The organism is Desulfobacter curvatus DSM 3379 (genome assembly GCF_000373985.1).
GTDB lineage: Bacteria > Desulfobacterota > Desulfobacteria > Desulfobacterales > Desulfobacteraceae > Desulfobacter > Desulfobacter curvatus.
Genome location: NZ_KB893071.1, coordinates 1 through 12,979 on the forward strand (window position 1 = coordinate 1; position 12,979 = coordinate 12,979).

Sequence of the window (12,979 nt, forward strand, 5' to 3'; positions counted from 1 at the left end):
AGAACTATGCCCGGACGGAATGAAAATCTTCGGTACAGGCCATGGTTTGTGTAGGAAGAACTACCTTTCCGATGCCTTCTGAAAGAAGGAAAGGCGGAATTTTCCCAAAAAGGAGTGGGCGGAACAACTTCGGCCGACCTTTTATTATTTATGCGTCAGCACTGGTCAATATCCGGATATTTTTCATTAAAATCAGCAGATTCGGGGCAACTGCTCGCCGGTCAGCATATCCACAATCCGGGTGCCGCCGATAAGCGTCTCCAGAACAACCCGGCCTGAATCCTGGTCCGTAACCTCCCCGATAATCACAGCCTCTTTACCGAATTCATCCCGGCGAATTATATCCAGGACCTTGTCGGCGTCTGCGCCAGGCACAATGGCGATGAGTTTACCCTCATTGGCCAGGTACAGGGGGTCAAACCCAAGAAGCTCGCAAATGCCCTGGACCGGTCCGCGTACCGGCAGCCGGTCCTCAAAAAGCCGTATACCCACCATTGACTGGACGGCAATTTCGTTAAGTGTTGTACCAAGGCCACCACGGGTGGGGTCCCGCAGCACATGAACCGGAAACCCTGATTCCAGCACCGCTTTCACCATGTGGTTCAAGGGAGCGGAATCACTTTTTACGTCAGAATCAAATTTTAGTCCTTCCCGTTCGCTTAATATGGTGACGCCATGGTCGGCAATGGTGCCTGAAACAATTACTTTATCGCCGGGTCGTGCTCCGCTACCTGATACATTGACGCCGACCGGAAGAAGTCCGATCCCGGAGGTGTTGATGAATATTTTGTCAACCTTTCCCCGGGGCACCACCTTGGTATCTCCGGTGACGATCCGGACCCCTGCCTTTTTGGCAGCCCCGGCCATGGATTGAAGAATGCGTTTAAGGTCAAACACCTTCATGCCTTCTTCAATGATCAGCCCCACTGATATATACAAAGGGATTGCCCCGCACATGGCCACATCATTGACGGTGCCGTTTACGGCAAGCTCTCCGATATCCCCGCCTGGAAAAAAAATGGGGTCTACGGTATAGGAATCCGTTGAAAAAGCCATCTGGCCCGCAGGCACCTCAAAAACGGCCCCATCATCCTGTTTTGCCAATAATCCGTTGTTGAATAAAGGCAATATTAATTCTGAAAACATGGCATGGGAAACTTTGCCCCCGGCACCGTGATCCAGAAGAATTGTATCATTATCGTTCATGGTATTTTCCTTATTTCTTACCGGCTGTATTTATAAAAGGCGGCACAGGCGCCTTCACTGGAGACCATGCAGGGGCCCACCGGATGCATGGGGGTGCAGGTTTTTTTATACAGCTGGCACTGGTCTGGCCGCTTCAGTCCCATTAAAATCCGTCCGCAGTCGCATCCGGCCGGCTCACGGGTTTCCGGAATCGACATTGCAAATTTTTTGGCCGCGTCAAATTGATGAAAGGATTCTCTCAGTACCATGCCTGAATCCGGAATATTACCAATTCCCCGCCAGAGGGCATCGCCCCTTTCAAACACCTGATTCATAATTGCCCGGGCCTTGGGGTTGCCGTCATCGGCCACGGCACGGGGATAGGCATTAACCAGTCCGGGGGTGTTGGATTCATTCTGTTCAACCAGTTTAAGTACGGCTTTAAGAATATCCACCGGCTCAAACCCTGTAACCACTGAAGGTATCCGGTATTTTTCAAAGGTAGGGGCAAAAGCGTCAAGCCCTGTGATGACCGATACGTGTCCGGGCAGAATAAATCCGTCTATTTCCACGCCGCCGGTCTCCATGAGTGCGGTCAATGCCGGGGGGGTGAGCTTGTTTGCAGTATAAATGCTGAAATTGTCCACTCCTTGGGCTTTGGCCGTGAGCACCGCCCCTGCAATGGTCGGGATGGTGGTCTCAAAGCCCACTGCGCAAAACACCACCTCTTTGTTTGGGTTTTCCTTGGCAACGGCCAGGGCATCAAAAATGGAATAGACCATACGGACATCCGCACCGTCGGCTTTTTCCGCAGCAAGGCTGCTCCCGGACCCCGGTACCTTCATCAGGTCGCCAAAGGTGGTCAAAATGACATCCGGCCTGCGTGCCAGCATCACATAGGCGTCAATGTCCTTTTGGGCGGTCACACACACAGGACAGCCTGGCCCTGACAAAAGTGTAATGGTGTCGGGCAATACGGACCGGATGCCGTAACGAAAAATGGCCATGGTATGGGTTCCGCACACTTCCATTAACCGTAACGGGCGGTTGCTTTTTTCCCGAATCCGGGCCACCAGGGCTTTTGAAATTTCAGGATCTTTGAACTCATGGTTATATGTAGAACTCATGGATTACCTTTATGTTTTATAAGAAAGTTTCGTTAAGTTGTTGAATTGCTTTCTTGTTTCGTTGTGGGCTAAAGCCTGGCAGATGATATGTCAGGTCGGCCTATGGCCGTACATTGTATGTTGCAAGGCTGCGGCCGCCATGGCCTGCCCCAGGGCAATGCCGCCATCCCCGCAGGGAACAATGTTGTGGGTATAGACCTTAAAGCCCTCTGATTCAAGCATACGGGTTATCTGGGATAACACTGTATCGTTATTAAATACCCCGCCGGACAGAACAACCCGGTCAAGGCCGGTTTCCTTGCCTACCCTTGCGGCGGCATCCACCATCATACGGGATAAGGTTAGATGAAACCGGGCTGCAATTTTGCCCCGGGGCATATCTTTTTTGATATCCGCCACCATCTGCCTCACCCAAGGGGCGCTGTCCATGATCCAACAACCGTCATTTCCGATCGTTATGTCAAAGGGGTAGGCGATGTTTGCCGGTTCTTCAAGATCCGCAGCGGCCTCCAGAGCAATGGCGGCCTGGCTGTCATAGGATATTTCATGACAGATCATCAAAAGGGCGGAGACAGCATCAAACAGACGGCCTGTGCTGGAAGTCAATGGGCTGTTAATCTGCCGGGCCATCATCTGAATTAAAAATGATAATTGAGATTTGTCCAAAGAGTGGATAAAGGGAATATCCAGATCCATTATCCCTGGTCCGAATACCTTATATAACAAAGCCACCGCCATGCGCCAGGGTGCTGTTACCGCCGCATCTCCGCCCGGCATGGGCAGGTAATTCAGCCGGGCCCGGCGTTCAAACCCTTCATAAGTACAGACCAGGACTTCGCCGCCCCAGATATGCCCGTCCGTACCTAAACCAGTGCCGTCCAGGGTCAGGGCAAGCACCTTACCGTCCAAGTGATTTTCCGCCATGCAGGAAAGGGCATGGGCATGGTGGTGCTGGACTCCTATCAGCGGCAGGCCCTGCTCTCCGAGCGTTTTGGCGAACTGTGTGGAAAAATATCCCGGATGCAGGTCATGGGCCACACACACCGGCCGGATATCCAGAATTTTTTGCATATGCTCAATGGTCTTTTTGTAAAAATTTTGGACCTGCATTGATTCCAGATCCCCGATGTGCGGGCTAAAAAAGGCGTACCGGTCCCGGGTCAAACAGATGGTTGATTTCATACCCGCCCCGCAGCCAAGAATATTGGCAAGTCGATCTCCTACCGGCGGGGTTATGTCCACGGGCAGGGGGGCATATCCCCTGGATCTGCGCAGAAACCGCATTTTCCCCTGCTGAATCCTGGTTATGGAATCATCAACCCTGAAGTAGATATCCCGGTTGTGGAGCAGAAAATAGTCGGCAATGTGGGAAAAGGCATCCAGGGCGTCGGCATTATCAATGGCCAAGGGTTCGCCGGACCGGTTCCCAGAGGTCATGACCAGAATACCGGGTCCTTTGTCTAAAAGCAGATAGTGTAACGGTGTATAGGGCAGCATGATACCCAGACAAAGATTGTCCGGTGCAAGATTCGGGGCCAGACCCGTGTCCACAGATTGGGAGGGCGCCTTTTTTTTCAACAAAACAACGGGCCGGTGATAGGATAAAAGCAGCTTTTTTTCATTCTCATCCACCTGAACATGGTCAAATAGGGGAGAATTCCAGGCCGCCATCAGGGCAAAGGGTTTATGAGGCCGTTTTTTTCTTTGGCGCAGCAGGTCAACAGCCGTTGCATTGGATGCATCCACAGCCAGATGAAACCCGCCAAGCCCCTTGACCGCAACGATTTTTCCCTGCTTGAGAAGCCGGGCCGCAAGTGCCATGGCCTGTGCCGGATCATCTTGGTCCACCCGTTTCCCCGTATTATCCATTAAAAATACCTGGGGACCGCAATCAGGGCAGGCATTGGGCTGGGCATGGAACCTTCGATTTAAGGGATTTTCATATTCCTTTAGGCAGTCCGGACACATGGCAAAGGATTTCATGGACGTTTTTGGCCGGTCATAGGGAATATCCTGGATAATGGTGTATCTTGGCCCGCAATTGGTGCAATTGATAAACGGGTATTCAAACCGGCGGTCAGCAGGATCCTGCATCTCTTTGAGACAATCGGGGCACACCCCTACATCCGGGGATATCAGGGCGGACCTGGTTTGGGCATTCCGGCTTTTAATAATTGTAAAATCAGCCAGGTCCAAAGGGTGTGTATCCGTTGAAACCATCTGTGAAATTTGTGACAGCAGCGGTTTTTTTTCAGGAATATCCAAGAGAAATGCATCCAGGTCCTTTGGCGTACCCTGGACAAAAAGCATCACACCAGAGGCGGTATTAGACACATGTCCGCATAGATGATGCGCGCGGGCTAACCCAAATAAAAAAGGGCGGAATCCAACACCCTGGACCACCCCTGAGATTTCAATTTTTTTTGCCGACAGATTGGAAGAACCCATTTAAAAGTCAGGCCAGGTCGCCACCCAGCTCAAGTATCATGCGCATGTCTGCAATGGTTTGCAAGGCTGCTTCTTCATCCACCTTTGAAATGGCAAACCCGGCATGAACAATAACGTAATCCCCAATACCGGCATCTTCGAGCAGCATCAGGCTGGCCTCCCGGACCACCCCGTCCACTTCCACCTTTGCCAAGGCATCGTTGATTTCAATAATTTTTGAAGGTACAGCTAAACACATAGGGTTTAAATTCCATCCTGTTGTTTTTATTTTAAATCAAGAAAACCAATATACCATAAGTCGACCTATGAACAAACCCAATTCATTTTATTCAGCCGGGCAATGTAAAAAATATGCAGTGTTGGGGTGATCTACCAGTTGAGGAGTTCGTTAATCTCTTCTTCGGTGAGCAGGTTCTTAAGGTCTTGCCGGCGGCGATCCGGATTCTTTCTGCGTTCCTGTTTTCTCCGGTCAACACCGAGGCGTGCGTTGAACACAGAGCGCCACCACTCACAAAATGTGCGTCGCTGCTTTTTCGAGCTGTTGCGAAAATCATGTCGACGTTCAACCCTGCTGCGTCTGTCTTCATTACTACGTCGGTTATGCTTATTTTGGCGTCGGTCTTGGTGGGGGGGGATTTGGGAGGGGCTCGTCATGTCTAACATTACTCTCTTTTTTATCTGCTTTTTTCTTCTCGTCGCTAATATAGTCCCCGGATGCCGGATTTTTTATACGGGCAATGGCTCGGCACATTGGTTACATCAATAGCCCCGAGCCGGTCCAGGGTGTTGAACTGAATCCGGGCAGGGTTCATGTCCAACTAACGGCCATGGCCGGCCTGGTCTATCAACGCCCAGGCTCAACCCACAACAAAACATGAAAGTAACTGAGCAGTTTATTGGTACTTTCATACATATTTTCCGAAACGTCATAGGATAGGAATTTGCTTTTTGTCAACCAAAATATAAAACATAGACGGAAGATTGAGATCCGGGCCATTCTGGTATATCCTGATTCATCATGGCATATATCAATAAACAGATGCTCACGGCTGTGGTGGCTGATGAACACGGAAATATTTTTGAATTGGACGGATATGCTGCCGCAGGCATGTCCGGAAATCAATTTTTTATTCTGACAAAATCCGGTACTTGTCCCATGCCCCACGGCAGTGAACTGATGCTGCTGCCCGACAGAGTCCCCATTGTATTCAACCTTGTCACAGACCGGTTTGAAGCCCTTGAAACCAATCCCTTTGAGTCTGGCCAGCGTATTTATCCGGTGGGTGTGTTCAACTCTCCGGGGTATGTGAACCTGCATTTTTGCGCCTACGATGATTCCGGCATGGATACCCCCCTGCCCCTTTTTTCCTATGGTGCCGTGGGGTTTGGAAAAAATGATTTTCGGTCAGCCGCTCTTCAGGTGGATGATGAGCCCCGGCAGGATTTGCGTTTAATGCCCATTGCAGGCGTTCAACGCGGCGTTGAAAAATACAGAAAAAAATATCCGGACAATCGTCTGATGCGCCATCTGGAAAAATGCGCCCTGGAATACGGATGCCCGGCCGGTAAGAATTTTTTCCTGGGCCGGTATGAAGCACCACTGCCGACGTCCGTGGTCTGCAACGCCCGGTGCCTTGGATGCATCTCCCTTCAAACGGAAAATAATCTTTGCGCCTGCCAGGACAGAATATCCTTTATCCCTGATCCCGAGGAGATTGCCGGCGTTGCCCTGGAACATATTCTGAAGGTTGAAAAGGCCGTGGTCAGTTTTGGCCAGGGGTGTGAGGGCGAACCGTTAACCTCGGCAGATGCCATTGAAAAGGCCATTGTCCTGATCCGGGAAAAGACCGATCAAGGTACCATTAACCTGAACTCCAATGCCAGTTTGCCCGACCGGGTGGAACGTTTGTGCAACGCTGGCCTGGACAGCATGCGCGTGAGTATGAACTCGGTGCGCAAAAATTGTTATACTGCCTATTTTCGTCCCAAGTCTTATTGTTTTGAAGATGTTGTGGACAGTATCAAACGGGCCCGGGCAAAGGGGCGTTTTGTGGCAATCAATTACCTGAACTGCCCGGGATTTACCGATTGCCAACAGGAAAAACAGGCACTTTTTGATTTTATTCACGACACGGACATCAATATGATCCAATGGCGCAACCTGAATTTTGACCCACGGCATTACATCCGTATTATGGAAAATGCAGCACCCGGCGGCGCCCCCACCGGCATGACAAACTTGATAAAAGAGTTGAGTCAAGCCTTTCCCCACCTTATCCACGGCTATTTCAATCCACCCCGATAATATTATTGAAAAACCTTGCTCGATTTGATTTAATTCATAGTTTATTATTAAATGGTAGTTAACTTGTTAAGGAAAGGGCTACATGTTACCCGACATCAGCGGTATCATTATAATAGCCGGAAATTACGGCAGCGGCAAAAGTGAGACAGCTGTTAATCTGGCAGCCGCATCACGGCGGGCGGGCAAACGTGTCAAGATAACGGATCTGGATTTGGTCAACCCCTATTTCAGAACCAGGGAAGCCCAAAAGCCCCTGGAAGATCTGGGTGTGGAAGTGGTGCTGCCGGATAAAAAATACATGCATGCGGACCTGCCCATCCTGACCCCGGCCGTGGCCGGTATGATTAAAAATCCGGCCCAGTTGACCATATTGGATGCAGGCGGTGATGATGCCGGGGTAAAGGTGCTTGCGGCCCTGGCCGACGTGCTTGAAAAAGGTGATGTCAAACTGCTCCAGGTGATCAATCCATTGCGCCCCGAAACCTGCGATGTTCAAGGCTGTCTTAGGATAAAGGCCAAAATTGAAGCTGCCGCTAAATTGTCTGTCACAGGCCTGATTTCCAATGCCAACCTTCTTGACGAGACCACGCCGCAAATTATTTATGACGGCTACAATCTGGTGCGCCGGGTATCCGAAGCCACCGGCCTTAATATTGAATTTATAACAGCGTCCACCAGGCTTTTGCCCCAACTGGCCCCGGAACGGATCTTTTGCCCGATCCTGCCCATTGACCGGTTGCTGGCACCTCCCTGGACACGCACTTAACACCAAGGAGTACTACGTACAATGGCCTATAAACACATTATTGATGTCGAAAGGTGCAAAGGGTGCGGTCTTTGTGTGCATTTCTGCCCCAAAGACGTGCTTGAGATCTCCGACAAGGTAAATGCAAAAGGGCATTTTCCGGCCTTTCAGGCCAGACCAGAGGACTGCATTCACTGCGCCATCTGCTGCACCATGTGTCCGGATGTGGCTATAACTATAGTTGAAGAACAAAGTGCTTAATATTTTATGAGGACAAGAGACAATGGCTAAAGTCTTAATGAAAGGCAATGAAGCAATCGGCGAAGCCGCCATCAGGGCAGGCTGTTTAAACTATTTTGCATACCCCATCACGCCCCAGTCGGAAGTCGCCGAATACCTGAGCAGACGCCTGCCCGAAGAGGGCGGCGTGTTCCTCCAGGGCGAAAGTGAAGTGGCCGTAGGTTATATGATTTTTGGCGCATCGGGCGCCGGAGTGCGTGTCATGACCACGTCATCATCTCCGGGCATCAGCCTGATGAGCGAAGCAATTTCCTATATTGCCGGGGCTGAGTGCCCGGCCGTATTTGTTAATATCATGAGAGGCGGTCCGGGACTCGGCGGGATTCTGCCGTCCCAGGGTGATTATTTTCAGGCAACCAAAGGCGGCGGCCATGGCGACTATCATCTGATGGTCCTGGCACCGGACGGTGTCCAGGAAGCCGTAGAGATGACCATGCAGGCATTTTCCCTGGCTGAAAAATACAGAAATCCCGTCATGATCATGGGCGACGGCATGATCGGCCAGATGATGGAACCGGTGGAATTCCCCGATGATTTGAAAACCGAACCCACCAATAAGGACGACTGGGCTTCCAACGGCATGTCCACCCGGAAGAGCAAAACGCCGAACCTGGTGAAATCCCTGTTCCTGGACCCCACCGAACTGAACCAGCACAACCTGAATCTCAAGGCCAAATACGCGCGGATGAAAAAGGAAGATGTCCAGTATGAGCTGTACAATGCAGACGGGGACTATCAGATTCTGTTGGCAAGCTACGGCACCATGAGCCGGGTCTGCCGCACCGCCATTGACATGCTCAAGGCCGAGGGCATTGAAGCTGCCATGTTCCGTCCCAAGACCTTATTTCCCTTCCCTGAAGAACAGGTGCATGATGCCGCAATCAAAGAGAGCTGCAAATGCGTTATCAGCATTGAAATGAGCATGGGCCAGATGGTGGAAGATGTCCAGCGTTCGGTCATGGGCAAAAAACCGGTGGAATTTTACGGGGAATGCGGCGGAGAAATTCCGTCACCTGAAAAAATCATCGAAATCGTAAAAGAGCTGATCGGGTAAGACGCCGGTCAAGGAGAAAATAATGGGAAAAACATTTTCTAAGCCAGAGGCGTTAACAGACAATTACACCCACTATTGTCCCGGCTGCACCCACGGCATTGTCCACCGGCTGGTGGCCGAGGCCATAGACGAACTGGGTATCCGGGAAAGGACCGTGGGTATCGCCCCTGTGGGATGCGCCGTCATGATCTACAATTATATTGACTGTGACTTTCAGGAAGCCGCCCACGGCAGGGCCCCTGCCATGGCAACCGGCATCAAGCGGGTTCGTCCGGATTTGATGGTCTTCACCTACCAGGGCGACGGCGACCTTGCCAGTATCGGCTTCGGTGAAATCATGCATGCCGCCAACCGCGGGGAAAAGATTACTGTTATCTTTATTAACAATGCCATTTACGGCATGACCGGCGGCCAGATGGCCCCCACCACCATGCCGGGCCAGCGAGCCACCACGGCTCCGGGTGGCCGTGATGTGGCCCAGACCGGCATGCCGTTGCGTATGGCCAATCTGATGAGTGAAATTGTGACCCCGGGTTATGTGACCCGGCAGTCCGTGCTCAAACCACAGATGGTGAACAAATGTAAAAAGGCGATTAAAAAGGCATTCCAGTACCAGATGGACAACACCTGTTTCAGCTTTGTGGAGGTGGTCTCCACCTGCCCCACCAACTGGGGCATGACACCCATCAATGCCTTGAAATGGGCCGAAGAAACCTTGCTGCCTTACTATAAACTGGGCGATTACAAAACCCCTGAAGACGCCTAACAATATTGGGAGAGACCCATGCAGACAGAAATTAAATTTGCAGGATTCGGCGGCCAGGGCATTCTTCTCAGTGCCAAGCTGCTGGCCTATGCCGCAATGAAGCAGGGATACCAGGTCGCCTGGATTCCCTCCTACGGACCTGAAATGCGGGGCGGCACCGCATATTGCACCGTTGTGATCAGTGACAAGCTCATTGGATCACCCATTATAAAAAATCCCACCCACCTGGTGGCCATGAACCGGCCATCCTTGGAAAAGTTCGACGACACCATTAAACCCGGTGGGATTGTATTTATCAACTCATCCTTGATCCCGGTCAGAAGCCAGCGCAAAGATGTGGTTGAACTACTGGTACCGGCCAATGATATAGCCATTGAGGCCGGATCCGTCAGGGCTGCCAACATTGTTGCCCTGGCGGCGTTTGCCGCCAAAAGCAAGCTGGTGGAACTGGATCTTTTGAAAAAATGCGTCAAGGAAGAATTTGCCGCCAAGGCAAAAATTATTCCCTTGAACATGGATGCGTTTGACAGGGGCGTGGCTGCCGCCCAGGCATAGCCATAGCTCCAAAAATATTAAAGGCGGGAAAAAGTGCTTCAAAAGCCTTTTTCCCGCCTTTGACTATGTTCCTTTTATACAAGGGTGTTCAAAATTTGACCCGGACACCGCCGTAATAAACAGCCTCTGCCGCAGGATAGTAGGATTCCGAACCCGCCCCATAACTGTAGCCGTCACAGTATTCTTCATTAAAGATATTGGTAGCATTGAGAAAAAATTCCACCTGCTTATATGGATATGCCAGGTATAAATCAACAGTATGAGCACTGCCGAGCTTTTCATAGGAGTTATAAAAATCATTTCCTGCATACCTGTCATCCAGATAATTGTATTGGCATCTGAAGGTCAGACCAAAATCAAAGTTAAGGGCAAACCCAAGACTTGCTTTAAACTCGGGAACAAGAGGGATCTTGTTTCCGCTGATATCCACACCGGAATACCGGCCGCTGGTGACCTTGGCATCGGTGTATCCTAAACCGCCGAAAAATGAAATCAGCTTGTTCATTTTAAAATCAGCATTGAGTTCCGCACCTTTGTGCCGGGTTTGATTTAAATTTTGATTCTCGCCGGACCACCCTATCGTGACCCAGGTGATCTCGTCATCTACATCAAAAGTGAATAATCTAAAATCAACAGCCAGACGATTTTCGAACCCGACATAACGGACACCGGCCTCATATCCCTGTGATGTCTCATGAGTCAAATCTGAATTCACCGTACCGGATGTTAAATTCATGAATTCATCAACCCGGGGAAATCTGTACGCCTGGTATGCCCGGATATAAATTTTTGATTTGGGTGAAAAAATATAGGCCAGGCCGGCATTCCAAGCCCACTCATTTTCATTTACATCCTTATTCGACCCAAGGTCAGCAGATTTCAGGTGGGTGCTGAACGCTTCATAGCGGGCGCCAAGATTTAAAACCAGGCTTTCCAATATGCTGAACTCATCCTGTACATAGAAGCCGATTGTTTCCTGGGTATGATCATAATTGGCAAAATCCATAATATTCCAGTTATACATCCTGGCGTCATAATCTGTGTCGTAGTATTCAAAACCAAGGGTCAATCGATTATCTTTTCCGAAAATAGAATGATCCAGGACGTACTGAGGAGAGACGCCAACAGTGTTGAAATCATAATCGTAGGATGAGCCCCATGAGATATCCCGGCGCTCGTAGGATCGATAACTTAGATCAAGATTTAACCGGCCAAACCTTCCCCAGTCAGATTTAACAGACAGAACATACGCATCGTCCCGGCTCTCCCCTTCATCATCCGGGTAGCTTGGATTAAACTGTTTTCTATTCGTTTCCATCTGGGCTTTGGTCAGGCCGCCGGGATATTCATAATCGGCCTGGGTCGTAGACGCTTCAAATGAAAAGCCTAAAGCATCAGACGGATCAAAGTTGAGCTTTGCATTTCCGCTTTTCCGGCTTGCATCAGAATGCGCTCTGTATCCATCGGTATCATAATAAACGCCGCCAATACTGCCTCCGAATTTCCCCGAGGAAAAACTGACCCCGGCAAGACCTTTGGCCGTACCATGGCTGCCGATACCACCTTCTGCCCAGCCATGCACACCGTCCCGGATTCCTCTGGTAATAATATTAATGACACCGCCCATGGCATCCCCGCCGTACAGCACAGCATTACCGCCGTGAACCAATTCAATCTTTTCAACATTTTCAATGGGGATGGCGAGAAAATTGACAGGCGACTGATCAATGGGATTCAGTTTTCTTCCATTAACCAGAACCGCCACATGGCGGTCAGACGATTCACCAAATCCACCCATATCAACCTTCTGATTAAATCCGTTTCCGTTGAGGTCTGAAATAACAATTCCCCCGAGATGTTTAAGGGCATCCGGCACAGACTGGGCCCCACTGGCCCGGATATCTTCGGCCGTGATCACTGTGATCTGGGCCGGGATTTTTTCATTGGACTGTTCAGACCGGCTGGCCGTAACAATAATATCGTCCACCAGTACCACATCATCCTCGGTTTCAATCTCATCTGCCATGCCCATACCGGGCAGGGCCAGAAAAACCGACATCAAAACCAGCCACAATTCTTTTTTCACTTTTCCTCCTGAAGGTATTGATCCGGGCATAAAAAAACCGGACCGATAAATTTCAATCCGGGATTTCCCAAACTATCTCAGGATTTTTTCATGCCTACCCAATCCTCGAGGTCATCGGCACCTTGTCCAGGCAGGTCTTCTGACTCCCGGGTCTTGCTTTCTCTGCCCCTTCCCGGTATCTGGTACCAGTGGTTTCATACAGAGATCGTATCCGGTTACAGCGGCGGGCCCGTTCCTGATTTTCACAGGATTCCCTATTTAGTGTTTTCACACACCTGGACAAATTTTTTGTATTTCTATATCCGATGCACAAAATTTGTCAAACGAATAACGGCCATGGGCCGATCTGGTCTATCAGCGCCCAGGCCCGGCCCACAACAAAAAATGAAAGTAACTCAACAACTTGTT

General features: G+C 50.3%; 12 protein-coding genes and 1 riboswitch. Of the genes, 6 read left to right on the forward strand and 6 right to left on the reverse strand.

Annotation, left to right across the window (positions count from 1 at the left end; translation table 11 throughout):
- Positions 1 to 192 precede the first annotated feature (192 nt).
- The 5 genes from hypE to B147_RS33215 form a co-directional block, all read right to left on the reverse strand.
- Positions 193 to 1,206 carry a hydrogenase expression/formation protein HypE gene (gene hypE / locus B147_RS0116495; protein WP_020588306.1) on the reverse strand — a complete coding sequence of 338 codons (1,014 nt, stop codon included), beginning with the start codon at positions 1,204 to 1,206 and terminating at the stop codon, positions 193 to 195.
- 17 nt (positions 1,207 to 1,223) lie between these two features.
- Entirely contained in the window at positions 1,224 to 2,312 is a 1,089-nt protein-coding gene (gene hypD, locus B147_RS0116500; protein ID WP_020588307.1) for a hydrogenase formation protein HypD, read from the reverse strand.
- 90 nt (positions 2,313 to 2,402) lie between these two features.
- Positions 2,403 to 4,760, reverse strand: coding sequence for a carbamoyltransferase HypF (gene hypF, locus B147_RS0116505; RefSeq protein ID WP_020588308.1), 2,358 nt, complete (start codon positions 4,758 to 4,760; stop codon positions 2,403 to 2,405).
- 7 nt (positions 4,761 to 4,767) lie between these two features.
- Positions 4,768 to 4,998 (reverse strand): HypC/HybG/HupF family hydrogenase formation chaperone, encoded by a 231-nt coding sequence (locus tag B147_RS0116510; protein WP_020588309.1) that lies wholly within the window; start codon positions 4,996 to 4,998, stop codon positions 4,768 to 4,770.
- Positions 4,999 to 5,129: 131 nt separating this feature from the next.
- The gene (locus B147_RS33215; protein ID WP_281167897.1) at positions 5,130 to 5,255 is read right to left on the reverse strand and encodes a hypothetical protein; all 126 of its coding nucleotides are present in this window, start codon (positions 5,253 to 5,255) and stop codon (positions 5,130 to 5,132) included.
- 523 nt (positions 5,256 to 5,778) lie between these two features.
- Between B147_RS33215 and B147_RS0116525 the strand changes: the two genes are divergently transcribed.
- From B147_RS0116525 to B147_RS0116550, 6 genes are all read left to right on the forward strand, one after another.
- On the forward strand, positions 5,779 to 7,065 hold the full coding sequence (locus tag B147_RS0116525; RefSeq protein ID WP_020588312.1) for a radical SAM family protein: 1,287 nt from the start codon (positions 5,779 to 5,781) through the stop codon (positions 7,063 to 7,065).
- Between the two features lie 82 nt (positions 7,066 to 7,147).
- A complete protein-coding gene (locus tag B147_RS0116530; RefSeq protein WP_020588313.1) occupies positions 7,148 to 7,831 on the forward strand; it encodes a nucleotide-binding protein in 684 nt (227 codons plus the stop codon).
- A 21-nt stretch (positions 7,832 to 7,852) separates the two neighbouring features.
- The gene (locus B147_RS0116535; RefSeq protein WP_020588314.1) at positions 7,853 to 8,071 is read left to right on the forward strand and encodes a 4Fe-4S dicluster domain-containing protein; all 219 of its coding nucleotides are present in this window, start codon (positions 7,853 to 7,855) and stop codon (positions 8,069 to 8,071) included.
- A 22-nt stretch (positions 8,072 to 8,093) separates the two neighbouring features.
- Positions 8,094 to 9,164 carry a 3-methyl-2-oxobutanoate dehydrogenase subunit VorB gene (vorB, locus tag B147_RS0116540; protein ID WP_026259696.1) on the forward strand — a complete coding sequence of 357 codons (1,071 nt, stop codon included), beginning with the start codon at positions 8,094 to 8,096 and terminating at the stop codon, positions 9,162 to 9,164.
- A 22-nt stretch (positions 9,165 to 9,186) separates the two neighbouring features.
- Complete coding sequence (locus tag B147_RS0116545) at positions 9,187 to 9,930, forward strand: thiamine pyrophosphate-dependent enzyme (protein ID WP_020588316.1); 744 nt, start codon at positions 9,187 to 9,189, stop codon at positions 9,928 to 9,930.
- A gap of 18 nt (positions 9,931 to 9,948) precedes the next feature.
- A complete protein-coding gene (locus tag B147_RS0116550) occupies positions 9,949 to 10,485 on the forward strand; it encodes a 2-oxoacid:ferredoxin oxidoreductase subunit gamma family protein (RefSeq protein WP_020588317.1) in 537 nt (178 codons plus the stop codon).
- 88 nt (positions 10,486 to 10,573) lie between these two features.
- On the opposite strand, the gene B147_RS0116555 is transcribed toward B147_RS0116550, so the two are convergent.
- Complete coding sequence (locus tag B147_RS0116555) at positions 10,574 to 12,571, reverse strand: TonB-dependent receptor (RefSeq protein WP_020588318.1); 1,998 nt, start codon at positions 12,569 to 12,571, stop codon at positions 10,574 to 10,576.
- 112 nt (positions 12,572 to 12,683) lie between these two features.
- Positions 12,684 to 12,865, reverse strand: a riboswitch (cobalamin riboswitch).
- Positions 12,866 to 12,979 lie beyond the last annotated feature (114 nt).